Here is a 26,497-nt window from a genome sequence, read left to right on the forward strand (position 1 = left end):
ACCAGGGGGAGAGAAGTCTTGTCCGGACACTCCGGGAACACCGGGACCTTCGTCAGCGCCGCAGCCGCGCTCCACTGCCCGCACGGGGGGCGCGTCTTCGCCACGTCCGCGCCGAGTGCCGTGCGGATCGACGGGCTGCCTGTTCACACCGCGTCCGACACGTTCGCCGTGTCGGGCTGCACGCACACGGTCGACCGGGTGCCGCACCCATGCACCTCCGTCCGGTGGAGTCCGCACGCGGGTGGCGTGCTCGTGGACGGGAAACCGGTGCTGCTGGACACCACGGGGGCCGTCTGTCTCGGTGCGGCCCTTGTTCCGCAGGGCCCGCCGGTCGTCCTCGCGGCGCGGCAGGGGGTGATGTGCCGATGAGGACCGTACGCGGCGACATCGCCTTCCCGTTCCGCCCCGACCGGCGTGGGCGCACCGCACACGTCTCGTACGACGCGCATGTGCGGGACCTGGTCGAGCAGGTGCTGTTCACCAGCCCCGGGGAGCGTGTGATGCGCCCCGACTTCGGCTGCGGGCTGCTCGACCTGGTGTTCACGCCCAACAGTCCCGAGCTGGCCTCCGCCCTCGAGCTGTCCGTGCAGGCGTCGCTGCAGCGCTGGCTGGGCGATCTGATCGAGGTGGAGGCGCTGGACGTGGTGAGTGAGGAGAACGTGGTCCGGGTGTATCTGCGCTACGTGGTGCGCTCCACCCAGAGCCGTCGCGACGAGGTGTTCGAAGGGAGCGCCCCCGCATGAGCAACACGAGCGAGGAACACGCCCGCCGCGGGGACGGCAGGCACGGGGACGGCACGCGCGGCGACGGCAGGCACGAGGGCGTCCGGGGCGGTGGCGGCAGGCGCGGCAGGGTACGGGCCGCGCAGCTCGGCGGCGTGGACGCCGTGGAGGTGGGTGACGACGGGCTGACGCTGACCGTCACGTTCCTCGGCAAGGCTCCGCACGGACTCGGCCCGGAGAACATCCGTGTCGACGGCGGCCGCCGGATCACCGGCATCGAGGCCGTCGACGTCGCCGTGGAGCGCGAGGAGGACCCGGAACTCGACGACCGTCTGCTGGTGACATTGGACCGGTCCGGGGACACGAGCCGCTACCGGCTCTCGGTCGTGGACACGGACCCGTACGGGCGTCCCGGAACCGAGCCGTTCCCCGGATTCGACCAGCGGTACTTCTCGGCCGGGTTCGACTTCCGTGCCGGCTGCCCGACGCCGTTCGACTGCAAGGACGAGATGGCGGGCCGGCCGCCGGAGCCGGCGCACGCACCCGGCGCGGCGCCGGTCATCGACTACACCGCCCGGGACTACGACTCGATCCGCCGGCTGATCCTGGACCGGCTGGCGCTGACCACCCCCGGCTGGGTGGAACGCAACCCGGCGGATCTCGGAATGACGCTGGTGGAGCTGCTGGCGCACACCGGGGACCGGATCAGCTACCAGCAGGACGCCGTGGCGACGGAGGCTTATCTGGACACGGCGCGCCGCCGGGTTTCCGTGCGGCGCCATGTGCGGCTGATCGACTATCCGATGCACGACGGCTGCAATGCGCGCGCCTTCGTCACGGTGGAGGTGGCGCGGGAGCTGACGCTGCTGCCGGGCACGTTCCGGTTCGCCGCCGTCGACGTCCGCACGCTGGGGCCGCGGGACCGTCCCGAGATCGGCGCGGTGATCGAGGACCGTGACCTGGCCGTTCTCGGGGAACGCGGTTCCGTCGAGGTGTTCGAGCCGGTGGTGGCGGGCGAGCCGCTGGTCCTGCGCCCCGAACACAACACGATCCGCTTCTGGACGTGGGGCGACGAGGTGTGCTCGCTGCCGACGGGTGCCACGTCCGCGAGCCTGCGCGACGAGTGGGCGGACGAGGAGTGCACCACGCGGAAGCTGCGGCTGCGGCCCGGGGACGTGCTGTTGATCGAGGAGGTGCGCGGGCCGCGCTCCGGAACGCCGGGGGACGCCGACCCGGCGCACCGACAGGCCGTACGGCTCACCTCCGTCACCCCGGTCGTCGACGCGCTGTGCGACCAGCCGGTGCTGGAGGTGACCTGGGCCGCCGAGGACGCGCCCGCGTTCCCGGTGTGCCTTGCCGCCCGTGCGGGCCGTGACTGCGAACCGGTCGGCGATGTCAGTGTGGCGCGGGCCAATGTGGCGCTGGTGGACCACGGGCGGTCGCTGACGTTCTGCGGCACGTCGCCGGAGACGGTGACGGTACCGCCCGATCCGGCCGTGCTCGGCTCCTGCGACCCGTCCGGCTTCGGCTGCTGGGATCCGGACGCCGGCAACGCCACGGCCGACCTGATCACGGCACGGCTCGACGGGGCCCGGCACGGCCGGCTCCTCACCGCCGAGCAGATACGGGAGCTGGCCGCCGTGGTCGGCGAGGCGGAGACGGTCCGTGCGGGACTCGGCCTCGAACTGGCGGGACGGCGAAGGGAGAAGGTGGTCCCCGGCACCTCGTACGAGCAGGCGCAGGCGCTGGAGACGCTGCTGGCGCAGGTCGTGTACCCGGGGATCAGGCCTCGGTTCCGTCCCCGGCTGCAGCGCTCCCCCGTCGTCCAGTGCGTGCCGTTCCCGCTGCCCGCCCATGTCAGTGCCGGGCAGGCCGTCCGGCTGGCGGGCATACGGGCACGGGTGCGGCAGCGGCTGGTGGAGCTGTGGCGCAGCGCCCGTGACTGCGACGGGCTGACGGAGGAGGAGATCGCCGAACTGACCGTGCTGTTCGGGCTGAAGGTACTGGAGCGGTTCGAGCTTCGCCGCCACCCGGTGCGTGCGCTGCGGGAGTTGCTGCACCGCAGTGAGCGGCTGCTGGCGGCGAAGCTGCGCAGGCTCGGCGTGCTGACGGCCAGGGCGCGTGCGGGCGCGGTGCTCGGCGGGGACATCGCGTGGGAGATCGCGCACACCTGGGGGCCCGCGTACGCCTGCGGGCTGCACCCGGATGAGGCAGAACTGCGCGGCCCTGCGTCCGCCCTGGCCCAGGATCCGCGCCAGGCGCTGCCCGCGGTGCGCGTCACGGACGGCGAACAGGCGTGGACGCCGCGGCGGGATCTGCTGGCGAGCGGCGCCAGGGACCGGCACGTCGTGGGCGAACTGGAGGACGACGGGCGGATCGCGCTGCGTTTCGGCGACGGCAGGCACGGAGCCAGGCCCCGGCCCGGCACGCGTCTCGAGTTGCACTACCGGCTCGGCGGCGGCACGGCGGGCAATGTCGGCGCGGAGGCGATCCACCATCTGGTGCTGTGCCGCGACCCGGGCGCGTCCGAGGCGGGCGATCCGCTGCCGGTCGCGGGGGTGCGCAATCCGCTGCCCGCCGTGGGCGGCACGGAACCGGAGCCGCTGGAGCGGGTGCGTCAGCTCGCCCCGCTCGATCTGAAGCGCACCCGGATGCGGGCGGTGACTGCGGCGGACTACGCGGCCCTCGCCTCGGGCCTGCCCGGCGTTCAGCGGGCGGCGGCGGAGATCCGCTGGACGGGCAGTGTGCAGGAGGCGCATGTGGCGGTCGACGCGCTGGGCGCCGGCGAGCCGGGCGCGGAGCTGCTCGACTCGGTGTCGTACGCGCTCGAAAGCTGCCGGCGCATCGGGCACGACCTGGTGGTCGGACCGGCACGGGTCGTCCCGCTCGACATCGCGCTCGCGGTGTGCGCCGCGCCGGGGCATCAGCACGGGCAGATCCTTGCCGAACTGTACCGGCTGCTGGGCCGCGGACGATTGCCCGACGGGCGGCTCGGCTTCTTCCATCCGGACGCGCTCACGTTCGGCGAACCGGTGCGGCTGAGCCGCCTGGTGGCCGCGGCGGCGGCCGTCCAGGGCGTGGAGAGCGTACGGGTGACCCGCCTGGCGCGGCTCTTCGACGCGGGGCGGCCGGACACCGCGTACGACACCGATGACTTCGACGACACGGCACTGGAGGCAGGCGTGCTGAGGCTCGGCCCGCTGGAGATCGCGCGTTGCGACAACGACCCCGACCGGCCCGAGAACGGGCGGCTGTCCATCGAGCTCGGCGGAGGTGTGCGATGAACGGCGTGTGCGGGTGCGGCTGCGGGGGCCACGACGAGCGCCACGCCCCGACGGCCCTGCACAACCCGCCCGGACGTACGTCGCTGGACTACCGGGTCGGCGACTACGGCTCGTTCCTGGCGGCCATGCTGGACCGGCTGGCCTCGCCCGCCCATCCGGCGCTGCGGGGCCTGACGGTGCGTACGCCCGACGATCCGGCGATCGGGCTGCTGCAGTCGTGGGCGGTCGTCGGGGACCTCCTCACGTTCCACTCGGAGCGCAACGCTGACGAGGCGTACCTGCGCACGGCGAACGAGCACCGCTCGCTGGCGCTGCTCGGGCGGCTGGTGGGACACCGGCCCCGTCCGGGTGTCGCCGCCGACACGCATCTCGCGTACACCCTGGACCGGGATCCGCGGGAGGCCGAGGTCTCCGTGGTGATTCCGCGGGGCGCACGCAGCAACAGCGTGCCGACGACGTCCGACGAGCAGTCGCAGGTCTTCGAGACGAGCGAGGACCTCACCGCCCGCGCGTCGTGGAACGAACTGGCGGTGCGGCGGCGCAGGCCGTCGCTGCTCGTCCCGGCCGACCTCGCGCGGCGCTCGCAGATCCAGATCGCGGGGACGGCGTCGGCGCTGAACACCGGGGACCGGCTGCTGTTCGTCTTCGGCGGTGAACGGGGCGGGAGTGACGCGGGCCGTGCCGCCACACAGGGCGACCACCGGCTCCTGACCGTCGCCCGGCTGCGGGTCGACCGGGACGACGACGTCACCGTGATCGGGCTGCCGCAGTCGGCGCCGCCGATGCTGAGCGAGATCGTCGACGAACTGCGGGAGTGGATCACCGAGGACGAGCGGGAGGTAGAGGACGGGGAGCCGGCCCCGGACAATCCCAACCCGCGTCCGGTGAGCCGGTACATCGAGGAGTTCGACGCCCAGGTGCTGGCCCCTTTGCGGGCGGATCTGGACTCGGTCAAGTCGCCCGCCGCCTTTGCCGCTCGCCTCACCGGCCCGCACGAACGGCTGGCGGAGGCCCAGGCCGTGTCCGCGGCCCACGAGGATGTGGCCGCCTGGTTCGAGCAGTTGGAGGCGGTGGTCGGCGATCTGCGCGAGCGGGCCGCCGACCTGGAGCCGTCCCGCCCGGCGCCGCCCGATCAGGCGCGGCTGTCGCCGGGCGCCTCCGCTCTGAAGGCGCTCGGCGACGTACTCCCCGCGCTGCGCACCAGGAATGTCCGGCTCGGTGCGGGAGCGCGCTCGGGCGGCATCCGCCCTGCGTCGGCGCCGGGCTCGGACCTGGGGGCGCAGCTGCTGTCGGCACTGGATCCGCGGGTGGCGGACGTCCTCTACCCGGCGTGGCGGCAGGCCGCCCCGGCGCCGCAGCCCCTGCTGCACGAGCTGCTGGCGATGCGGGTGCGGGCGGCCCCGTTCGGTTCGACCGCCCCGCTGCGGCCGGTGCAGGACGCCCGCGGCCGGGTGATCAGGCAGACGGACTGGCCGCTGACGGGTGCGGCGCTGACGTCGATGCGGGTCGTCTACGACCCGGCGGGGCGGGTTCCGGTACGCGCCGAGTTCCAGCACACCGAGACGGGTTCGTCGGTGCAGCTCTCGCAGAATCTGCCGTCGGAGAAGTCGTTCGACCTGGGCCCCGGGCGGATCACGCTGCGCACCCGGGCCGGCCAGGACCATGACCTGAGCTGGCTGAGCCGGCGTCCGGCGGATTCGCAGGAGCCGGGGGTCACCGCCCGGCTGGAGGACGGTCTGCCCGAGCGGACGCTGTTCGTGTCCCGACCGGGCGACGACGGCCGCGTCCGTGTGGCCGTGCACAACGGTGAGACGAAGAGCTGGCTGCTGGCGCCCGGCGAGCACCACCAGATCCGGCACGGCGACCACGAGCTGACGGTCCGGTACACGGTGGGCAGTGAGCCCGCGAACGTCGAGATCGGCATCGCCACGGTCCCGGAACCGGCCAATCGGCACGTCCTCGCGCTCGACTCCGTCCAGGACTCGATCACGGTCGGCAGCTGGGTCGCCGTGGAGCGTCCCCGGAAGGGGCAGGCACCGCCGGACGGGATTCCCGGCGACCCGGAGCTCGCCTTCGTCACCACCAGGGTCACCGCGGTGCGCACCGCTGTGTACACCGACTTCGGCGTCACGGGCCGGGGCACGGAGCTGACGCTGGCGGACCCCTGGCTGGACGAGCACGACGTGCTGCTGTCCAACATCCGTGACGCCACCGTCCACGCGGGCGGTCAGCCGCTGCGGCTCGCCGACGAGCCGCTGGGCGAGGACGTCCACGGCAACGAGCTGGAACTGGCCGAGCTGTACGACGGTTTGCGGCCCGGCCGGCAGTTGGTGGTGTCGGGCGAGCGTGCGGACGTGCTGCCGGGAGCGGCGACCGGGTCGGGGATCACGGGCACCGAGGTGGTCGTCGTCGCCGGCGTCGAGCAGGTCGTGGACCCGCTGCTGCCCGGCGATCACGTGCACACCAGGCTGACGCTCACCACCGATCTGGCCTACCGCTACCGCCGCGACACGGTTCGCGTGCTCGGCAACGTGGTGGCGGCGACCCACGGGGAGAGCAGGGACGAACCGATCGGCAGCGGCGACGCCGATCGCGCCCATCAGACGTTCGCCCTGTGGCAGTCGCCGCTGACGTGGCTGCCCGCCGACAATCCCCTGGGCGCCGAACCGGCGCTGGAGGTCCGCGTGGACGGCCTGCTGTGGCACGAGGTGGACAGTCTCGCGGGGCGCGGCCCCCGCGACCGCGTCTATGTGACGGGCACGACCGGCGACGGCCGTCCCACGGTGACGTTCGGCGACGGGGTGCACGGCGCCCGGCTGCCCAGCGGCAGCGAGAACGTCCGGGCCCGCTACCGCTTCGGCACGGGCCGGGCGGCGAACGTGCGGGCGAACCGCATCACCCAGGCCGTCACCCGCCCGCTCGGCGTCACCGGTGTCACCAACCCGCAGGCGGCGACGGGCGGCGCGGACGCCGACGGGCCGGGCCTGACCCGGCGCACGATCCCGCTGTCCGTCTCGGCGCTCGACCGGCTGGTGTCGGTGCGGGACTATGAGGACTTCGCGCGCTCCCGGGCGGGCATCGGCCGCGCCGTGGCGCGGGAGGTCTTCGACGGGCGTCGCCGGGTGCTGCACGTGACGGTGTCAGGCGTCGACGACATCCCCCTCTCAGGCGACTCCGACGTGCTGCGGGCTCTGCGGTCGTCGCTCGCCCAGTACGGCGACGCGCGGCTGCCGGTGCGGGTGGACGTCCGCGAGCTGGTCCTCCTGCTGCTGGCGGCGAAGGTGAAGGTCACCCCGGACCACAGCTGGCAGGTGGTCGAACCCGGGCTGCGGCAGGCTCTGCTGCGGGAGTTCGGGCCGGGCCGCAGGGAGCTGGGCCGTCCGGCGCGGCTGTCGGAGGTGATGGCGAGCGCCCACCGGGTGCCGGGGGTCGACTTCGTCGACGTGGACCTGTTCGAGGGGGTGCCCGCCTCGGTCACCCCGGGTGAGCTGGCCGGTCTCGCGGACCGGATGGGTGAGCCCCGGACCGCGGTTGGCGCGCGGCTCGCCGAGTACGACGAAGTGGTGTACCGCGTCACCGCGGAGGAGGGCGAGACGCTGACCGCCGTCGCCGGTCGGAACGGCATCCCGCTCGCCGAGCTGCTGCGGCTCAACCCGGACATCACCGACACACGCCCGCTGGAGAAAGGGCGCGCGGTGTTCGTCTTCCGCGGCATCCGGCCCGCCCAACTCGCCCTGCTGACACCGCAGGTCGCCGACACGCTGATTCTGACGGAGGTCACGGCATGAGCAGGGAACCGGACGGGCTCGCGGAGCTGCTGCCGCAGTGGCACCGGCTCCGCGACGCCGAGCACGGGGAGCCGCTGCGCGCCCTCCTCGCGGTGATCGCCGAGCAGGTCGACCGGGTACGCGACGGCGTGGAACAGGGCTACGAGGACCTGTTCGTGGAGACCGCGGCCCCCTGGGTGCTGCCGTATCTGGGCGATCTGGTGGGCCACACCCCGCTGCCCGGCTACGAACGGGTGCCGGCCCAAGGGCTGGGCGACGCGGGCGAGGACGAGTCACGCAGGCGGCTCGCCGAGGCGCTCGCGCCGCGCCGTGACGTGGCCCGGACCGTCGCCAACCGGCGCCGCAAGGGCACACTGCATCTGCTGGAGGAGCTGGCGCAGGAGGTCGCGGGTTGGCCGGCCCGCGCGGTCGAGTTCTCCCGGCTGGTCGCCCACCAGCAGCCGGTCAGGTTGTACGGCTCGAGCACGGCCGCGGCCGATGCCCGCCGGCTGGAGCGCGGCCGGCTGGCAGACGTACGGGACGGCTGCGGACTCGACCTGGCAGGCGGCCCGTTCGGCACGGCCGCCCGGTCGGTCGATGTGCGCAGGGCCGGCTCCGCCCGGCGGCAGGGCGGCTGGTCCCCCGCGGGCGTGGGGCTGTTCGTGTGGCGGCTGAAGCCGTACCAGGTCACGCGTGCGCCGGCGTACTGCATCGACCGGGCGCGGAGCCTGTACACGTTCTCGATCCTCGGCAACGACAGCCCGCTGGTGACCAGGCCGGTGCCGGAGCCGTCGGCGACGCACATCGCGACGATCGACAACGTGCCCGCGTACATCCGCCGACGGCAGCTCAGCGAACGGCTCGCCGACCATTACGGGCCGGGCAAGAGCTTCACCATCCGGCGGGACGGCCAGGACGAGCCGGTGCCGATGTCCGACCTCGTCGTGGCGGACCTCTCCCAGTGGCGCTACCGGCCCCGGCGCGGTCAGGTGGCCGTCGACCCGGTGCTCGGGCGGATCGCCTTCGGTTCGCGCACGGCGCCCCGGCAAGGGGTGTGGGTCACGTACCACCACGCGTTCGGCGACGACATCGGCGGCGGCGAGTACCCGCGCGAGCGCGACACCTCGCCGGCGGCGGAGTTCTACCGGGTGGGCCCGGGGCAGCGTTTCCAGCGGATCATGGACGCGTACGAGCAGTGGCGCGGTGACCGGCGGGCCGGGCGCAGCGGTCCGGAAGGCGTCATCGAGATCACCCACAGCGGGGCCTACCAGGAGCAGCTGGACTTCGACCTGGAGCGAGGCGACCGGCTGGAGCTGCGGGCCGCCGAGGGCTGCCGTCCGGTGATCCGGCTGCTCGACTGGTACAGCAACCGGCCGGACGCCCTCAACATCCGCGCCCGCGAGGACGACTGCGGCCCCGGCCCCGACGCGCCGCGGATCGTGCTGGACGGTCTGCTCGTCACCGGCCGGGGGCTCAACGTCAGCGGTCCGGTCGGCGCGGTGGTGCTGCGGCACTGCAGTCTGGTGCCCGGCTGGTCGCTGGAGCCGGAGTGCGATCCGCACTCCCCCGAGGAGCCGAGCCTGGTCCTGGACCGGACCACGGCGTGCGTGCAGATCGAGCGCAGCATCCTCGGCACGATCGAGGTGATCGGCGACGAGGTGAACCACGATCCGCTGCCCATCCACATCCGGGACAGCATCCTGGACGCCACGGGCCACGACCGTGCCGCGTTGTCGGCCCCCGACTGCCGTCACGCGCACGCGGTGCTGCACGCGTACCGCACCACGGTCATCGGCGAAGTGCACACGCACGCGGTCGAGATCGGCGAGAACAGCATCTTCACCGGCCGGATGCGGGTGGCCCGGCGAGGCGTCGGCTGTCTGCGTTTCTCGTACGTTCCACCCGGCTCGCGCACACCCCGCCGCCATCGGTGCCAACCGGATCTCGCAGGGAACGACGGCGCGCCGCCGGTGCGGCCGCTCCTGGCCGGCGAGCGGTACGGCACTCCCGACTACGGCCGGCTGTCGGACGGTTGCCCCGACGAGATCCGGCGGGGCGCCGACGACGGTTCGCAGATGGGCGTCTTCCACGATCTGTACGAGCCGCAGCGCGAGGACAGCCTGCGGGCCCGGCTCGCCGAGTACACCCCGGCCGGGACGGACGCCGGGATCATCCCCGTCACCTGACACCACCTTCTTCCGACTGGCGAATCTCATCTAGGGGGACCCCTCCTCATGCACGCTGACATCTCCCGTGACACCTTCCGGCCGGACCGGCACTACTCGGCGGTGGTCGCGCAGCAGGGCCGTGTCCAGCTGGACGCGGACGCCAACGAGCAGGCGGCGATCCAGCTGCACCAGGCCCGTACCCTCGCGTCCGACCTGATCGGCGCGCACGGCGGCCCGCGCGGCACGGCCGGTTTCGAGGTGCGTTTCCTCGGCGGCAGCCGGGAGCTCGACGACCTGTCCATCGGCGCCGGCCGCTACTACGTGGACGGCATCCTCGTCGACGCGACCCGCCCGGCGCCCGGCGTCCCCGTCGTCGACGACGGCGGTACCGACGAGGCGACCCCGAACACCACGGAGCCGCCTGCCACTTGGACGTACTGGGACCAGCCCGACGGTTATCGCGACCCCGAGCGTCCGGGCGACCGGCTGCCCACCCAGTTCCCCTATCTGGCCTGCCTCAAGGTGTGGGAACGGACGGTCACCGCGGCGGAGGATCCGCTGCTGCGCGAGGTGGCCCTGGGCTCCGCGATGCCCGACACGGCCGCCAGGCTGAAGGTGGTGTGGCAGGTAGTGCCCGTGCCCGGCTCGGAGCTGGACGTGGCGGACGGCGCCACGAAGGACCAGGTGCGCGAGGCGTTCGACAAGTGGGCGGCGGCGCAGGCGCCGACGGCCCGGCTGGCCGCACGCAGCGAGCGGCCGGACCACGCGGACGAGGACCCGTGCCTGGTGAAGCCGGACGCCCGCTACCGCGGCCCGGAGAACCAGCTGTACCGGGTGGAGATCCACGAGGGCGGCGCGGCGAAGGACTCGACGTTCAAGTGGTCGAGGGAGAACGGCTCGGTGACCTTCCCGGTCGATGAACTCGACGGTACCTGGGCGCAGTTGGCGTCGCTCGGCAGCGACGACAAGCTCGATCTGAACGTCGGCGACTGGGTCGAGCTCGTCGACACCGCCTACACCAGCCGCCGGGAGCCCCTGCCGCTGCTGAGGATCGAGGAACTCGACTGGCCCGGACGCCGGGTGCGCCTGTCCGCCGAACCGCCCCCCTCGGTGGGCCGCCGTCCCGGACTGAACCCGTACCTCCGCCGCTGGGACCACCGCCCCGGCTCCCGCCCTGCGGGCTCCGCCCGGTCCAAGGGCGGCGCGCCGAAGGTGCGGGGCGGCGCGCTGCGGATCGAGGAGGGCACCTGGCTGCCCCTGGAGGACGGGGTGTTCGTGTACTTCGAGCCGGGACGGACCTACCGTAGCGGTGACTTCTGGACGGTGCCGGCGCGGACGGCGACGGGCAGTGTCGAGTGGCCGACGGACGCCGCCCGGCGCCCGCTGCTGCGCTCCCCGCACGGCGTCCGGGTGCACCACGCACCACTGGCGTGGGTGCTCGGCGAAGGGTCGGTGGCCGATCTCCGCCTGGTCTTCGGAGCGTTGGCTGCGCCGATCCCCGCGGCGGACGCGGAGGCGCTCGCCGCGGAGGCGAGCGCGGAGGAGGAGGCCGTCGCGGCGGAGCGTTCCGCCGCCGGGAGTTCGGCCGGGCCCGCCACCGGGCAAATCGATCAGGGACGGCCCGAGAACTGACCGTCTCCCGGGAAGGAGCACCACGATGGCAACGCCTCTGTCCGCGGACAAACTGCTCAGGGCCTTACGCAACGAGGGACTGCGAGTGGTCGAGCACCGCAGTTGGCGCACACACAACCGCAACCACAAGGGCCCCTGGGGGCCGGTGAACGGCGTGATGATCCACCACACCGTGACTTCGGGCACCACGAGCTCCGTCGAGCTCTGCTACAACGGCTACTCGAGCCTGCCCGGCCCGCTCTGCCACGGGGTGATCGCCAAGGACGGCACGGTGTACCTCGTGGGCAACGGCCGCGCCAACCACGCCGGGCTCGGCGACGACGACGTGCTGCGCGCCGTGATCAACGAGTCGACGCTGCCGCCGGACAACGAGGCCAACACCGATGGCAACCGCCATTTCTACGGTTTCGAATGCATCAACCTCGGCGACGGGAAGGACCCGTGGCCGGGGGCGCAGCTGGAGGCCATCGAGAAGGCGGCGGCCGCGATCTGCCGCGCCCACGGCTGGACGCACCGCTCGGTGATCGGGCACAAGGAATGGCAGCCGGGGAAGGTCGATCCGCGCGGGTTCACCATGGACTCGATGCGCAGCCGTATCCAGGAACGGCTCGGCGGCAGGCCGCCGGGGCCGACGGATCCGCCCGCTCCGACGTACGAGCCGTTTCCCGGTGCGGCGTTCTTCCAGGTGGGCCGGCGCAGCGCCATCATCACGGCGATGGGCAAGCGCCTGGTGGCCGAGGGCTGCGGCCGCTACGAGGTGGGCCCCGGGCCCAACTGGTCCGAGGCCGACCGCAAGTCGTACGCCGCGTGGCAGCGCAAGCTCGGCTACTCGGGCAGCGACGCGGACGGCATTCCGGGCCGGACGAGCTGGGACAAGCTCAAGGTCCCCAACGTCTGACCGGCGGCCCCTCGCCGAACGGCCGGGCGGTACGGTGCGCTGGGCACGGTGCCGCCCGGCCGTCGCACGCCGTCATTGCGGTGAGCCGGGCGGTGCCGCTCAGCCCTGCGCGGCGGCCGTGCCCGACGGCTCGGTGTCGAAGTCCCAGGAGCCGCGCTTGAAAGCGGGCCGGAAGTCGGGGTGGTCCTCCCAGTGCCGCGCGACGGCGACCAGCTGGTCCCAGTTGTGCGCGATGGTCTGGTCCATGACCTGTCGGAGCTCGGCCTCTGCCGTGGGGCGCTGTTCGAGGATCCCTTTGACTGCCGCCGCGCTCGACACGGAGCCGCGCAGTGCGCGCAGGGCTCGGGAGGCGTCGTCCATGCCGAAGCCGTGGTCGCTGCCGGTCTCGGCGTCGAAGAGCGGGCGGAGCCGGTCCTCGACGAACGAGGTGATCGTCTCGAAGTGCTGCTGGTCCATGACGGCTCCGTTTCCACCGTGCCACCGAACAAGGCTCCGGCATGTCGGGGGGTTCACCCGGTTCCCGGGCATGCTGCACGCGCGTCGGCGCGCGCCCCACAGGATAGCCGCAGCGTCCTCCACATATGCCGTCACCTGGTGCTTCGCCCTGAGGCCGCCACCTGGGGCCGTCAGGTCGCAAGGTGGAAACGGATCGCGGTGCCCTCCAGGCCGGTATGGACGCGGACCAGGTCCGAGAGGTAGTGGACCATCAGCAGGCCCCGGCCGCCGATCTGGTCGCGGGCGGGCGGGCGGCGACCCGCCAGTGGGTCGCTCAGCTGCCCGGAGTCCCTGACGTCGCACAGGATCTGGCCGTCGTCCGCCCACACCGCCACGGTGCCGGATCCGCCGCCGTGCACCACGCTGTTGGTGGTCAGCTCGGCGACGGCCAGGGCGAAGTCCTCCAGGCGTTCGCCGGCCAGGCCCAGGGCCTTTGCCTGTTCGACCGCGAAGTTCCGCGCGTCGGGGAGGCGTTCGGCGTCGAACATCAAGGTGTCGGCGTGCGGTGGCCGGGCCAACGGCCGGTTGTAGGCGGCAACGACGCCGTCGGGGTCGAACGTGCCGCTGCGCTCGCGCCTGCCTCCCTCGACGACGACCGGGTGCGTGGCGTACGCGTCGGCGAGGACCTCGGCATCGAGCGCTGCGGCGTCGTACGGACAGAGGATAGTGACGCTCCGGCCATGGAAAGCGGCGTTGATCAGCGCCTCGTGCTGGACGCAGGCGGGGTACTCGACCGGCGTACGGCCCGGCCAGATCGGCTCGCCGACGATGTGTACCCGCCCGGTCGGATGGGCGTCCGCGAAGGCTCGAAGGACCCGGGGAATGATCCGCCCCGGGTTGCGGCCGGCGTCCTCCATGTCGACGAAGTGCACGGCCTCTGCGTCCGCCCCCAGCGCCGCCTTCAGCAGTGCGAGCTTGCTGCCGGGGACCGCCACCGCCGCCGGCGCGCCCGCGGCGAGACCGTCCCGGATGAACGGCACCGTCCCGGCCAGATACTCCTCGGTGCCCCGGTAGAACAGCGCAGGGTGGACGAACGGATCGGCGACGCGGGTCATCGCGTCACCTTGATCACCGTCAGATCCGACCAGAACATCTCCAGTGCGCGGCGCAGTGTGCGCGGCGGCCTCTGCAGGACCATGCGTCGTCCGGTGCCGAGGTGCTGGGCGGCGACGGCCACCGCGGATGCGCCCGCGACGTCGACGAACGTCACTCCGGCGAGGTCCAGGTGGACGTCGCCTTCACCTGCGACCAGGTCCTCGAGCGCATGCTCCCACGCGTCGTGCGTGGTCAGGACGACCTCGCCGGTCACATGCATTCCCGGCGGGTCCGTCATCGGACGGATCTTCAATGCGGCCACCCTTTGGGGCAACGGTGCTTCCTGCGGGTCCGCGTCGTACGAGTCAGCCACCCGCGGACCTCCAATACCTGGGGTACTCGGGCATCATCCCACGGCTCAGGGCGGGCCGGTGCGACGGTTCGACACCTGGTCGGGCGAGGACTGCGGCACCGCCCGGCAGTGCACGGACCCGGCGGTCAGAAGCGCACGGTGTCGACGGTGACGATCTCGGCGGCCATGTTGCGCCGCATCATGCGCAGCGCGGCGTCCGCCAGGTCCTCGTGGATGTGGGCGACGGCGTCCCGCGGCACGCTCACGTCCAGGCGGCGGATGTGGGCGTCGAGGGCGGAGTACAGGACGCACTGCTCGGTCACCTGACCGCAGAGCACGACGTGCCGGACGTCCAGCTGGCTGAGCAGATAGGCCAGCGGCGTCTCGTAGAAGATCGAGTGGCGGGCCTTCAGGACGAACAGCGAGTTCTCGTCGGGCTGCACGGGCTCGACGAGGTGGGCGTGGTCGCCGGACAGGGCGGTCCGCAGGATCTCGCCGTGGTGGGAACGCCACTCGCCGAAGTTGTCGTTGACGTAGACGACAGGGATCCCTTGGCCGCGCGCGCTCTCGAGCAGGCGTACCACAGCAGGCACCACCATTTCGACGGAGGGCAGCAGCAGGTCGGCGTCGGCATGATCGTAGGTGTTGATCATGTCGATGACGATGACCGCGCTGCCGCCCATCTCACCACCTCACAGTGCGCGCAGCGCGGGCAGCAGTGTGCTCTGCGCCCAGTGCAGGAAGGGCTGTTGCTGGTCGCCGCCGACCTGGACAAGGGCGACATCCGTGAAGCCCGCTTCGGCATAGGGGCGTACCGCCTCGGTGAAGGCGCCGACGTCGTCACCGCAGGGGATCGCCTCGGCGACGTCGTCCTGCGTGACCAGTGCGGTGGCCTCCTCGAACGAGGGGGGTCCCGGGAGCTCCGCGTTGACCCGCCAGCCGCCGAGGGCCCAGCGGAACTGGTCGTGCGCCCGTTTCACCGCGGCGTCGCGGTCGGTGTCGTAGCAGACGGGCAGCTGTCCGACGCGAGGCTTGCCGGAGCCGCCGTGCCGGTCGAAGGCATCGAGGAGTTCCCGCTTCGGCTCGGTGGCGATGACCAGGTCCGCCGTCCGGCCGGCGACCGCGCACGCCTTGTCGCCCGACACGGCGACGCCGATCGGCACCCGTTCCTCTGGCAGGTCCCAGAGCTTGGCGTCGACGACGTCGAAGTGCGCGCCGTGGTGGGTGACGTGCTCGCCGTCGAGGAGCCTGCGGATGATGCCGGCCGCCTCGTCGAGCATCTCGAGGCGCACATGCGCGGCGGGCCAGTCGGCACCGACGACATGCTCGTTGAGGTTCTCGCCGGAGCCGAGTCCGAGCCGGAAGCGGCCCTCGGACAGCAGCTGCACCGTCGCTGCCTTCTGGGCGACGATCGCCGGGTGGTAGCGCATGGTCGGGCAGGTCACGTAGCTCATCAGCGGAATGCGCGACGTGGCCTGGGCGGCCGCTCCGAGGACGCTCCAGGCGTACGGGGCGTGGCCCTGTGAGGCCAGCCATGGGAAGTAGTGGTCCGAGATGACGGAGAAGTCGAAGCCGGCCTTCTCCGCGGCGACCACATGGCCCACGAGCTCCCGCGGCCCGGCCTGCTCGGTCATCATCGTGTATCCGAACTGCACCATGCTCAGGTCTCCTTCTGCCGGCCGTGCCACAGGGTCGTGACGTTGCAGAACTCGCGGATCCCGTGACCGGACAACTCACGTCCGTAGCCCGACCGTTTGACGCCGCCGAACGGCAGCGCCGGGTGGGAGGCGGTCATCCCGTTGAAGAACACACCGCCGGCCTCGAGATCCCGGGCGAACCGCTCCACCTCGGCGTCGTCGCGGGTCCACGCGTTCGAGCTGAGGCCGAAGGGGCTGTCGTTGGCGACGGCGACGGCCTCGTCGACATCGGACACGCGGTAGACCGAGGCGACCGGTCCGAAGGCCTCCTCGTGGTGGATGCGCATCTCTTCGGTGATGCCGGTCAGAACGGTGGGCTCGTAGTACCAGCCCCGGTCGAGCCGGCTCGGCCGGCGGCCTCCGCACCGTGCCGTCGCGCCGCGGTTCACGGCGTCGTCGACGAGTTCCTCGAGATCCTCGCGGCCCCGCTCACTGGCCAGCGGGCCGACGTCCGTGGCCTCGTCCATCGGGTCGCCCACAGTGAGATCGTTCATGGCGGCCGTGAAGCGGTCGCAGAAGTCGTCGTACACGTCGGAGTGCACGATGAACCGCTTCGCGGCGATGCAGGACTGGCCGTTGTTCTGGACGCGGGCTGTCACCGCGGTGCTCACCGCGCGCTCGAGGTCCGCGGACGGCATGACGACGAAGGCGTCGCTGCCACCGAGCTCCAGCACGGTCTTCTTGATCTCGTCGCCCGCCACGGTGGCGACGGCCCGGCCTGCGCCCTCACTGCCGGTCAGTGTCGCGGCGGCCACCCGGGGGTCGCGCAGGACGGACTCGATCGCGTCGGAGCCGACGAGCAGGGTCTGGAAGCAGCCCTGCGGATATCCGGCACGGCTGAACAGGTCCTCCAGGTACAGCGCGGTCCGGGGCACGTTCGACGCGTGCTTGAGCAGGCCGACGTTGCCGGCCATGAGGGCGGGTGCCGCGAAGCGGACGACCTGCCAGAGGGGGAAGTTCCACGGCATGACGGCAAGGATCACTCCGAGCGGCCGGTAGCGGACGGTGGCCCGTTCGGCTCCGGAGTCCTCGACGTCGGCGGCCGGCGGATGCTCGTCGGCCAGGAGCTTCTCGGCATGGTCTGCGTACCACCGCATGGCCTTGACGCACTTGGCCGCCTCGGCGCGGGCGGCGCCGATCGGCTTGCCCATCTCCGTGGTCATCACCCGGGCGATGTCCTGCTGGTCCTCTTCCAGCAGGTCGGCTGCCCGGTTCAGCAGGGCCGCCCGGTCACCGAAGGGCAGGGTGCGGTGGTGCTCGAAGGCGGACCGGGCCAGGGCGAGACGTCGCTCGATCTCCTCGGGACCCAGCGCTTCGTAGGTCTTGAGGGTCTCGCCGGTCGCGGGGTTGACGGTGGCGATGGGCATGAACGGTCCTCCTCGTGTGCTGTGCCGGGCGGCTCCTGTGCCGGGCCGGGGCGGGTCCTGTGCTGTGCCGCGACGGGGACGTGGACGTTGCGCCGACGTCAGATCTCGTCCTGGTGGACTCCACTGCAGAGCCGCAGCTGGACGTCCTTCTCCTGGTCGCCTGCGGCCATGCCCTCCTCCAGCAGGTCGAAGGCTGCGGCCAGCGTCGTCTGCATCCGGTCCACCGCCCAGTAGCCGCCCTGCAGCTCCGCCGTCACAGGTGCCGCGAGCCGCACCGGCTCCGCGTCGCCGTGAGGCTTGGCCACATCGAAGTGCGAGGTCCACACGGACATATGGCCGTGCGACACGTACTGGGGAGTGTCACCCGCCTCACGGTCCGAATCGAACGACCGGCTCAGGGCGCGAAAGACGGCGTCGGCGTCCTCCCTGGAGCAGTCGCTGAGCGTCACCGCGACGGACGTCGCGGATTCCTGTGCACTGTTCACCGTGATTCCTGCCTCTCGGAATGTCGTCCCCGCGTGTCCTGCTCCTGCTTCCCGGCGCGCCGCCGTGGAGTCTCCGCAACCACTCCAGCCTGACCCGGCGGCCTTCCAGGTGCGAGCGGACCGGGGCCGGATGCCCGAGGCCGACCGCGGGGTCCCTCGGGTACCCACACGCGCTCCGGCCGGAACATGGAGAAAGGTGTAGCGGCCCGGAATACCCTGCGACTGCAAGAACGTTCAAGGTTCACGTACTTTGGGCGGACACGGCGAGCGCCTGCATCCGCCCGCCCCGGGCCGCGACCAGTCAGTCCGCAAGGTCCCGCCCAGCAGGCACACCCGCCGGCGGCCGCACCGCCCAGCCGAGCAGACCGACGGAGACGACTGCCGCGACCGCGCACCACGTGGAGACGAACTCCGTGCGCGACGGCGCGAAGCACATCACCGCGCCCGCCCCCACGAGCACGCCCGGCAGGCGCAGTACCGGGTCCGCGGCAAGGGGCAGGGAACCGACGGTGGCGAGGAGGTAGGCGGCGACGAGGAGCGTGGCGTACGGGAGGTCGACGGCGTAGCCGACGGTATGGCTGCGGACCTCTGCGGTCACGCTTCCCGCGGCCAGCCGCAGGGCGAGCAGGGCTGCGACGATCACGCCGACGCAGGCCGGAGCGACGAGCCTGCCGCACACGGGCGGCGACGCGGCAACGAGGACGCCGAGCGGCACCCACATGGCGAGCACCGGCAGAGCGATGACGGCCCAGACGGTGGTGGCCGGGCCGGCCCCGCCGCCCGAGCGCCACACCACCGACCGGTGATCTGGTGTGCTCCGAGCAGCAGCGGCAGGGCAGCGAGGGGCAGGTCCCGGGGCCGGCGGCGGCGCAGGGTGGCTGCCGCGCAGGCCACACCGACCGCCGCGATGCCCATGCCGGCCGTGAGATCGGCCGTCGCGCTCCAGCACATGGCGTCACGTTACGACGGTCGGGATTCGGCCACCCGCTCACGCCGGTCGAACGGGAGTGATTGAGGCATAAAGGGGTGGCGTCCGGGGCCTCCGGGGCGTGTGGTGCCGTCGCCTTCGCCTCCGAGTCTCGGCCTGGGGCCGGGCCAGGATGGCGCGCGTGGCGCTTTCGCGGCCGCGACACAGGAGCCGGCCGGGCGACGGCAGATGTGCGCAAGCCACTGCAACGGGCAGGCGGCCGCCCGCCGTCGTTGCAGCGGGCAATCGAGACGGGAGATCCAGACAGGAATCACCCGCCGGTCAGCCCTGTCGACGCTGAGCAGCCAAAACGAAAAGCCCCATTCCGCTTGTGCGTCCCCCAGCGCGTCCGCAACGTCGGTACAGCCCCTGACCCACCGGCAGATTGACCACCCGTCAGCAAACGATCCACGGGCTTTGCGCAACGGTCACCGACGGCCTCTGCCGCCCCGGCGCGGCCCCCTCGCACCCGAGGCCATGGAGCGGACTCGAAGGCGCCCCCCGGCGCCCCAGCGGCACGGGCCCGCTGGACGCGCGTAGAGCGGCCGAAAGGCGATCTTGTCGCGGAACGGTCCGGAGCCCAGGATTCGTTGCGCAACGGTTGTCAGGCTCATGACGGAGCACGTCCCGTCACGTTCCGGCAGCCGGCGTTCGACGGGCCCGACCACCCAGCGGGCCCCGGATCCCCCACCGGAGGATGTAGTGAACATCAAGCGCCTGTCCCCCCTCGGCAGCGTCTCGAGAGGCGCGCGGCTGATCGCCTTCGCGTCCGCACTCGTGGCCGCCTCCGCGCTTGCAGTCCCGTCCGCCATGGCCGAACCGGCCGACTCGGCGCGGGCCACAGCCGCCCAGCTCGCCCAGGCAAGTGACGCCGTGCTCGGAGCCGACGTGCCCGGCACCGCCTGGTACACCGACAAGGAGAGCGGCAAGCTCGTCGTCACGGCGGACTCCACCGTCTCCGCCGCCGAGATCACCAAGATCAAGAAGGCGGCGGGCGACCGCGCCGGCGCCGTGGAGATCAAGCGCACGCCCGGCACCTTCAACAAGCTCATCGCGGGCGGCCAGGCCATCTACGCGGGCGGCGGACGCTGCTCGCTCGGCTTCAACGTCCGCAGCGGCAGCACCTACTACGCCCTGACGGCCGGTCACTGCACCAACATCGGCAGCACCTGGTACACCAACTCCTCGAACACGACGGTGCTCGGCACCAGGGCCGGTTCCAGCTTCCCGACCAACGACTACGGCATCATCCGCCACTCCAACCCCTCGGCGGCTGACGGCCGTGTCTACCTCTACAACGGCAGTTACCGCGACATCACCGGCGCCGGCAACGCGTACGTCGGCCAGTCCGTCCAGCGCAGCGGCAGCACCACCGGCCTGCACGGCGGTACCGTCACCGGCCTGAACGCCACCGTCAACTACGGCAGCGGCGACATCGTCCACGGCCTGATCCAGACCAACGTCTGCGCCGAGCCCGGCGACAGCGGCGGCGCCATGTTCTCCGGCAGCACGGCCCTCGGCCTGACCTCCGGCGGCAGCGGCAACTGCTCCTCGGGCGGCACCACGTTCTTCCAGCCCGTCACCGAGGCTCTCAGCGTGTACGGCGTGAGCGTCTTCTAGTACCAACGGCGTCGGGCCGGCGGTCCGCCCCCCTGGGCGGCCGCCGGCTTCGTCGTTGCCGAAGGCCCGTTGTCAGTGGCTCGGGACATGCTTGACGAACCGACACCTTGACGAGGGGAACCGCGAGATGAACGATCCCGAGCTCGCCGCCGCCCAGGCGTACGTGCGACTGCTGCAGACCACCAGGGCCGTGCTCGCAGATCCGCAGCAGGCGCCGCTCGCGGTCCCGCTGCTGGCCGCCCCGATGGCGGAGGTGGACGACGCCCTGCGCGCCGTCGGCCTCGCGGGCAACGAGGCGGACTTCTTCCGGCTGCTCGCGTCGGTGCACCCCGCGGAGCGGCAGGACAGAAGGGCGGCGTGAAGACCCGCGACCGTCGCCTGTGTACGCGTACTCGGGCGACGGTCCGCTCCGGTGCCGGACCATCGTCCCGCCCACCGACAGCCACCGGAAACGGAGCAACTCGCCGTGCGACGACCCCACTCGGCCCGGGCCGCGCCACCCGCCGGGCCCGCGACGGCCCGACTCGCGCCCGCCGCCGTGGCGACCGGTCGCGTGACCGCCGCGGTGGCCATGCTCCTCGTTGTGGCGCCGGCCGGCTGCGGGACCGGGCCGCGCACCCCGCACCGGTGACGGACGGCTCCCCCGCGCCCTCCGCGCAACAGGACCGGGCGGAGACCGAGAAGGCGGTGTCGGCGCGGCACGACCGGATGTTCAAGGACGTGGCGGCGCGTTGCCGAGGTCGCCCGGCGGCGAAGAGCCCGCCGCAGGCCGCGGAGGACGGCCCGCAGCCGGAGAACCCCAAGTACGCGGAGAACCACGCCTTCAAGAAGCAGGTGCCGCTGGGCGGCGCCGCCCCGTGCAGGGGCGGGGCCCACGCGGACCGGATCGCCCGGGCACTCGAATTCGCCGAAGGATCGCCGCACCGAGCGCCCGTCAGGTCACGGGCGCGCTCATCGAGCTCGGCCACCCCGAGGAGAGTGTGCAGGTGTCCGAGGGTTCGGGCCAGGTGCGCTTCACGGTGACGGTCCCGGAGACAGGTCCGTGCGTCACGGGAGACGTCGTCGCGGGGAAGGACATCGATGTGTCACCGCACGGCCTCCACGTGGAGGGCGGGTGCGTCGAACCGGTCGGCGGGCACTGACTCCAGCGGAATCGGCCTGAACTCACGGACCGGCGGCTTGGGCACCGGGGGACCGGACAGCACACGCTGGGTTTCCTTCACCCGGCGGCTGAACCAGATCACCTTTCCCCCGTCCGTCGCACACGTGCCCCAGCTGTCGCTGAGCATCGCGACCTTGGCGAGCCCGCCCCGAGTGGGGGACGAGGTGTGCAGCTTCGGCAGCGTGCGGTCCAGGTCGGAGACGGAGGCGTTGAGATGACGGCCCGTCCAGCGCAGCTCCACCACACACGTCTTGTCTCCGTCGACGTGGTGGACGACGTTGTCGACGAGTTCGTGGACCGCGTTGCAGACCGGTGTGACATGGGTGTCGAGGCCCCAGTACCGCAGATGCGCGGCGAGGATACGCCGTATCCGGGGAATGCGCTCTGGGGAGGCCGGCACTTCGATTCTGTAGTGGCAGGCAACCGGGACGTTCATGACCGTGGCTCCTCACCGCGACGGCCCGTCATTCGTATGCGGCCCCCGAGTACGAAGAGTGAGCCTGTGTCGCTTCTGGGTAAGCATCAGGGTGCCCCGCACGTCCGATTCCCGCAACACGCGGCCCGACTGGTCCGCTCCCCGTCCCAGTTGGGCGCCGTGGTGTGCACCCTCCCACAGGGCGGGAGGGTGCACACATCGCTAGAATTCGAACATGGCAGAGCGGTCCGGCACGCCGACCGCGCCCGAACTCGTCGTGGAGACCGACAGCGGTTCCACGGTGATCGATCCCACCCGGGCGTACCACGTCGGACGTGACCCCCTGAGCGACATCGTCATCAACGACCCACGCGTCTCCTGGCACCACGCCGTGTTCCGCGCGGTCGCCGGCCACTGGACCCTCGAGGACGAGGACAGCACCAACGGCACGTACGCCGAAGGCCGCCGGATCCGGGCGTGGGGAGTCTGCCCCGGCACGGAGATCCGTTTCGGGAGCGCCGCGGACGGCCCGCGTGCCGTCGTGACGGACCAGGCCCCGTCGCCCGTCCCACCAGAGCCCGCCCCGTCGCCCGTCCCACCGGATCACGCCCCCGAGCAGCCCTCCGCCGTCTCCCTGCCCTCCGTGACCGGCGCCTTCCGCAGGCCGACCAGCGTGCGCCCGCTGCCGACCCGCAGGCTGCGCATCGGCAGGGCGCCCGAGAACGAGCTGATCGTCGACGACCTGGTCGTCTCGCGCCGTCACGCCGAACTGCGCTCGCTCCCCGACGGCACGTACGAGATCGTCGATCTCGACAGCCACAACGGCACCTACCTGAACGGCCGGCCCGTCGACCGGGCCCCGGTGACGCCCGGCGACATCGTCGGCATCGGCCACTCGGCGTTCGCCCTGGTCGGCGGCCAACTGCAGGAGTTCGTGGACACCGGCGAGGTCTGCCTCGACGTGCAGGGGCTGGCCGTGTCGGTGGACCGGGGGCGCAAAACACTTCTCGACCACGTCTCGTTCCCCGTCGGCGAGAAATGCCTGCTCGCGGTGGTCGGGCCCAGTGGGGCGGGCAAGTCCACACTGCTGAACGCCCTCACCGGGCTGCGCCCCGCCGAGCACGGCACGGTCCTCTACGACGGCCGCGACCTGTACCGCGACTACGCGGAACTGCGCGGACGCATCGGGCTGGTCCCGCAGGACGACATCCTGCACGCCCAGCTGACTGTGCGCCGCGCCCTCGGCTACGCGGCCGAGCTGCGCTTCCCCCAGGACACCGCGCGGGAGGAACGGGACGCCCGGGTGGACGAGGTGATCCGCGAACTCGGCCTCGAACAGCGCGCCGGCCAACCGATCCACAGCCTCTCCGGCGGCCAGCGCAAGCGGGTCAGCGTGGCGCTCGAGCTGCTGACGAAGCCGTCCCTGCTCTTCCTCGACGAGCCCACGTCGGGTCTCGACCCCGGCATGGACCGGTCGGTCATGCATATGCTCCGCGGCCTGGCCGACGACGGGCGCACGGTCATCGTAGTCACCCACAGCGTGCTCAGCCTGGACGTCTGCGACCGGCTGCTGGTCCTCGCGCCGGGCGGCAGGATCGCCTACTACGGGCCGCCCGACGAGGCGCTCGGTTTCTTCGGCTTCGCCCAGTGGCCGGAGGCCTTCGAAGCCTTCGAGAGCGAGCGCGACCGTGACTGGGCGGGGGCGTACCGCGACTCCCGCTTCAACCAGCGGTACATCGAGGGCTCCGCGTCCCAGCCGCGTGAGGCGGAGGGAGAGGCGCCGGAGCCGGTGCCGGAGCCGCCGAAGACGCAGAGCTGGGGCGCCCAGCTGCGCACGCTGGTGCGGCGGTACACGGCCGCGCTCGGCGCGGACCGGACCTTCCTCGTCATCATGATCGCGCTGCCGTTCGTGATGGGGGCCATGGCCCGCGCGCTGGCCGGCAGCCGGCTCGACCGGGAGACCGCGCTGAACACCCTGCTCATCCTCTGCGTCGGCGGCGTGCTCACGGGAGCGGCGAACGCGGTACGCGAACTCGTCAAGGAGCGGGCCCTCTACCAGCGTGAACGCGCCGTCGGCCTGTCCAGATCCGCGTATCTGATGTCCAAGGTCGTGGTGTTGGGCACGATCACGGTGCTGCAGGCGGTCGTGCTGACCCTGGTCGCCCTGGTCGGCGTCGACCTCAACGCGCCGGGCGGCAAGGGTGTGCTGCTGCCGCCCCTCCTCGAGATCACGGCGGCCGTCGCGCTGCTCTCGTTCACAGCGATGATGCTGGGCCTGCTGATCTCCGCCGTGGTGCGCAAGGAGGAGGTCACCATGCCGCTGCTGGTGCTTCTCGCCATCGTGCAGGTGGTCTTCTGCGGCGCTCTGCTCAAGCTGGACGGCGTGGTGGTCGTCGAGCAGCTGGCGTGGCTGGTCCCGTCCCGGTGGGCGCTCGGTGCGATGGCGGGCACGATCGGCCTCGGACGCATCGTCCCCGGGAAGTTGACCGCCGATCCGCTCTTCGAGCACTCGGCGGGGGTGTGGCTGCTCGACATGGGGATGCTGGTGGTCCTGTCGGCCGTGTTCGGTTACCTGGTGGCCCGGCTGCTGCGCCGGCACGAGCCCGCCATCATGCGGAAGTAGGCGCGGACCGCCATGGCCACCTGGGACTTCCGCGCCACACATGTCGTGCCGCAGGCGGGCATGCCCGCCTGGGAGTCGCCGGACGTGTCCAGGCCCACGGCACCGCTCGACCCGCTGCTGCCGGTCCTGCTGGCCGAGCGGCGCGGCGACTGGGGACAGATCGTGTGCGCGAACGGCTGGTCCGCGTGGGTCGACGCGCGCCTGCTGGTCCCCGTGCCGCAGGAGCCGCCCGCCTCGGGCCGGCCCTTGGCCCGCACGGCGGATCCGCGGCCGCTGCTCGCCCGGGTCGGCGAGACCCTGTCGCGCTACCGGCGCGCCGCGGAGGACCTGGCGGACGGGCTGGCCGACGGGGAGACCTTCCGCGACCGGACGCGGGGACTGCGGGTGGGACTGGTGGTGGACGGCGAGTCGGTGTGGCTCTACGACGCCGAGCACGAGCGCTGGGTGTACTGCGACGGGCTCAGGCTGACCACGTACGCGACCTCGTCCGGTCCGGTCTCGCGTGCGGAATCTCCGGCCGGAGCTCCGGAGCCCGCGCGGTCGCCCCCGGAAGAAGGTTCGCCCGCGTCCGCCGCCGGATCTCACGAAGCGACGCAGACCGTCGACAGGCCCGACGACGGACAGCACCCGGCGCGGGACGCCGGCATGGAGGGCAGGCCGCGGCACGAGCTCACGCAAGTCGTGGACCCGGACGGCCCGCCCGTCAAGCCGGCCCCCGGATCGGACGACGTACTTCCCGACGTGACGCGGACCGTGAAGCGCGCCGAGGAGCCGCCGGCCCGTGGCGGTGACCGCTGATGCAGGGCGGCGTGCCGTTCGATCTGGTCGGCAAGGAGGTGGCGCACTACCTGGTGGAGCGCGAGATCGGCCGCGGCGGCATGGCGGTGGTCTTCCGCGCCAAGGACCTGCGTCTCGACCGCACCGTGGCCCTCAAGCTGCTGGCTCCCGAACTGGCCCGCAACGACACGTTCCGCAGACGCTTCACCCACGAGTCACGCGTGGCGGCGTCGATCGACCACCCGCACATCGTGCCCGTCTTCGAGGCGGGCGAGACGGACGGCCTTCTCTACATCGCCATGCGCTACGTCGCCGGGCAGGACCTGCGGGTGCTGCTCGACCGCATGGGCCCGCTGCCCGCCGAGGCGGCCGGCCGTATCGCCTCGCAGGTGGCGTCCGCGCTGGACGCCGCGCACGCGCACGACCTGGTGCACCGGGACGTCAAACCGGGGAACATCCTGATCGCGGAGGGCATCGACAGCGACCATCCGGAGCACGCCTATCTGACGGACTTCGGGCTGACGAAGAAGTCCCTGTCGCTGACCGGGTTCACGACCGTCGGCCAGTTCGTCGGCACGCTGGACTATGTCGCGCCCGAGCAGATCTCCGGGCGCCCGGTGGACGGCCGGTGCGACGTGTACAGCCTGGGATGCGTCGTCTACGAGACACTGAGCGGCGGCCCGCCGTTCCGGCGCGACGACGACATGGCCCTGCTGTGGGCGCACCAGTACGATCCCCCGCCGCCGCTGACCGAACACCGGCCCGACCTTCCCGGCGCGGTCGACGGCATCCTGGCGAAGGCCCTCGCCAAGAGCCCCGAGGACCGCTTCGGCTCCTGCGGCGCGTTCGTGGCAGCGCTGCGGGAGGCGGCGGCCGGTGGGGGGACGGACGCGGGCGGCCGTCCGGCGACCGTGGTGGCGGGGCGCGGCGCGATGCGGCCCGAGGAAGGGGGCGCTGTGCCGGAGCCGCCGCGCTGGGCGCTGCCGGTGTTCACCGGCAGGTCGGGCAACGGTCGGTGAGGGTGCAGCCGT

Annotated in this window: 21 protein-coding genes and 1 pseudogene; 12 read left to right on the top strand and 10 right to left on the bottom strand. The window is 72.4% G+C overall.

The genetic code is table 11. The annotated features are described in order from the left end of the window. Positions 1-18 precede the first annotated feature (18 nt). From ACZ4SA_RS27335 to ACZ4SA_RS27365, 7 genes are read left to right on the top strand one after another with little or no spacing between them, the layout of a single operon-like run. Positions 19-369 carry a hypothetical protein gene (locus ACZ4SA_RS27335; RefSeq protein WP_468279537.1) on the top strand — a complete coding sequence of 117 codons (351 nt, stop codon included), beginning with the start codon at positions 19-21 and terminating at the stop codon, positions 367-369. Next, positions 366-743 (top strand): GPW/gp25 family protein, encoded by a 378-nt coding sequence (locus ACZ4SA_RS27340; protein WP_468279539.1) that lies wholly within the window; start codon positions 366-368, stop codon positions 741-743. Before ACZ4SA_RS27335 ends, ACZ4SA_RS27340 begins: the two co-directional genes overlap by 4 nt. After that, positions 740-4,006, top strand: coding sequence for a putative baseplate assembly protein (locus ACZ4SA_RS27345; RefSeq protein WP_468279541.1), 3,267 nt, complete (start codon positions 740-742; stop codon positions 4,004-4,006). The genes ACZ4SA_RS27340 and ACZ4SA_RS27345 overlap by 4 nt, the downstream gene beginning before the upstream one ends. Beyond that, positions 4,003-7,794 carry a putative baseplate assembly protein gene (locus ACZ4SA_RS27350; RefSeq protein WP_468279544.1) on the top strand — a complete coding sequence of 1,264 codons (3,792 nt, stop codon included), beginning with the start codon at positions 4,003-4,005 and terminating at the stop codon, positions 7,792-7,794. The genes ACZ4SA_RS27345 and ACZ4SA_RS27350 overlap by 4 nt, the downstream gene beginning before the upstream one ends. Then, positions 7,791-9,959 carry a hypothetical protein gene (locus ACZ4SA_RS27355; protein WP_468279547.1) on the top strand — a complete coding sequence of 723 codons (2,169 nt, stop codon included), beginning with the start codon at positions 7,791-7,793 and terminating at the stop codon, positions 9,957-9,959. Before ACZ4SA_RS27350 ends, ACZ4SA_RS27355 begins: the two co-directional genes overlap by 4 nt. A 48-nt stretch (positions 9,960-10,007) precedes the next feature. Further along, positions 10,008-11,573, top strand: a complete 1,566-nt coding sequence (locus ACZ4SA_RS27360; RefSeq protein ID WP_468279549.1) for a DUF6519 domain-containing protein — start codon at positions 10,008-10,010, stop codon at positions 11,571-11,573. 25 nt (positions 11,574-11,598) lie between these two features. Then, the gene (locus ACZ4SA_RS27365) at positions 11,599-12,471 is read left to right on the top strand and encodes a peptidoglycan-binding protein (protein WP_468279551.1); all 873 of its coding nucleotides are present in this window, start codon (positions 11,599-11,601) and stop codon (positions 12,469-12,471) included. A gap of 99 nt (positions 12,472-12,570) precedes the next feature. Here the strand turns inward: ACZ4SA_RS27365 and ACZ4SA_RS27370 are convergent, their stop codons facing one another. The 9 genes and pseudogenes from ACZ4SA_RS27370 to ACZ4SA_RS27410 form a co-directional block, all read right to left on the bottom strand. Beyond that, positions 12,571-12,927: a hypothetical protein gene (locus ACZ4SA_RS27370; RefSeq protein ID WP_468279554.1), complete on the bottom strand. Its 357-nt coding sequence runs from the start codon at positions 12,925-12,927 to the stop codon at positions 12,571-12,573. A gap of 170 nt (positions 12,928-13,097) precedes the next feature. Continuing rightward, entirely contained in the window at positions 13,098-14,021 is a 924-nt protein-coding gene (locus ACZ4SA_RS27375; protein WP_468279555.1) for an anti-sigma factor RsbA family regulatory protein, read from the bottom strand. Then, on the bottom strand, positions 14,018-14,299 hold the full coding sequence (locus tag ACZ4SA_RS27380) for an STAS domain-containing protein (RefSeq protein ID WP_468279558.1): 282 nt from the start codon (positions 14,297-14,299) through the stop codon (positions 14,018-14,020). The genes ACZ4SA_RS27375 and ACZ4SA_RS27380 overlap by 4 nt, the downstream gene beginning before the upstream one ends. A 200-nt stretch (positions 14,300-14,499) precedes the next feature. Next, positions 14,500-15,036 (bottom strand): cysteine hydrolase family protein, encoded by a 537-nt coding sequence (locus ACZ4SA_RS27385; protein ID WP_468279561.1) that lies wholly within the window; start codon positions 15,034-15,036, stop codon positions 14,500-14,502. A gap of 9 nt (positions 15,037-15,045) precedes the next feature. After that, positions 15,046-16,011 carry an LLM class F420-dependent oxidoreductase gene (locus ACZ4SA_RS27390; RefSeq protein ID WP_468279564.1) on the bottom strand — a complete coding sequence of 322 codons (966 nt, stop codon included), beginning with the start codon at positions 16,009-16,011 and terminating at the stop codon, positions 15,046-15,048. 2 nt (positions 16,012-16,013) lie between these two features. Beyond that, the gene (locus ACZ4SA_RS27395) at positions 16,014-17,417 is read right to left on the bottom strand and encodes an NADP-dependent succinic semialdehyde dehydrogenase (RefSeq protein WP_468279566.1); all 1,404 of its coding nucleotides are present in this window, start codon (positions 17,415-17,417) and stop codon (positions 16,014-16,016) included. Positions 17,418-17,515: 98 nt separating this feature from the next. Continuing rightward, on the bottom strand, positions 17,516-17,902 hold the full coding sequence (locus tag ACZ4SA_RS27400; RefSeq protein WP_468279569.1) for a hypothetical protein: 387 nt from the start codon (positions 17,900-17,902) through the stop codon (positions 17,516-17,518). 301 nt (positions 17,903-18,203) lie between these two features. Next, complete coding sequence (locus ACZ4SA_RS27405) at positions 18,204-18,698, bottom strand: DUF6629 family protein (RefSeq protein WP_468279571.1); 495 nt, start codon at positions 18,696-18,698, stop codon at positions 18,204-18,206. 29 nt (positions 18,699-18,727) lie between these two features. Beyond that, a pseudogene (locus ACZ4SA_RS27410) lies at positions 18,728-18,853 on the bottom strand (DUF6629 family protein); the annotation flags it as partial. Between the two features lie 718 nt (positions 18,854-19,571). Here ACZ4SA_RS27410 and ACZ4SA_RS27415 point away from each other — a divergent pair. Together ACZ4SA_RS27415 and ACZ4SA_RS27420 are read left to right on the top strand one after the other, a co-directional pair. Next, the gene (locus ACZ4SA_RS27415) at positions 19,572-20,489 is read left to right on the top strand and encodes a S1 family peptidase (protein ID WP_468279574.1); all 918 of its coding nucleotides are present in this window, start codon (positions 19,572-19,574) and stop codon (positions 20,487-20,489) included. A 127-nt stretch (positions 20,490-20,616) separates the two neighbouring features. Next, a complete protein-coding gene (locus tag ACZ4SA_RS27420; RefSeq protein WP_468279577.1) occupies positions 20,617-20,850 on the top strand; it encodes a hypothetical protein in 234 nt (77 codons plus the stop codon). 724 nt (positions 20,851-21,574) lie between these two features. Here ACZ4SA_RS27420 and ACZ4SA_RS27425 read toward each other — a convergent pair. Continuing rightward, positions 21,575-22,087: an ATP-binding protein gene (locus ACZ4SA_RS27425; RefSeq protein ID WP_468279579.1), complete on the bottom strand. Its 513-nt coding sequence runs from the start codon at positions 22,085-22,087 to the stop codon at positions 21,575-21,577. 214 nt (positions 22,088-22,301) lie between these two features. Between ACZ4SA_RS27425 and ACZ4SA_RS27430 the strand changes: the two genes are divergently transcribed. The 3 genes from ACZ4SA_RS27430 to ACZ4SA_RS27440 are packed head-to-tail and all read left to right on the top strand — an operon-like array spanning position 22,302 to position 26,485. Beyond that, positions 22,302-24,689, top strand: coding sequence for an ABC transporter ATP-binding protein/permease (locus ACZ4SA_RS27430; RefSeq protein WP_468279581.1), 2,388 nt, complete (start codon positions 22,302-22,304; stop codon positions 24,687-24,689). 12 nt (positions 24,690-24,701) lie between these two features. Further along, positions 24,702-25,487, top strand: coding sequence for a hypothetical protein (locus tag ACZ4SA_RS27435; RefSeq protein ID WP_468279583.1), 786 nt, complete (start codon positions 24,702-24,704; stop codon positions 25,485-25,487). After that, positions 25,487-26,485, top strand: coding sequence for a serine/threonine-protein kinase (locus tag ACZ4SA_RS27440; protein ID WP_468279585.1), 999 nt, complete (start codon positions 25,487-25,489; stop codon positions 26,483-26,485). Before ACZ4SA_RS27435 ends, ACZ4SA_RS27440 begins: the two co-directional genes overlap by 1 nt. The last annotated feature ends 12 nt before the right edge of the window (positions 26,486-26,497 follow it).

The organism is Streptomyces sp. NPDC027962 (assembly GCF_055566095.1).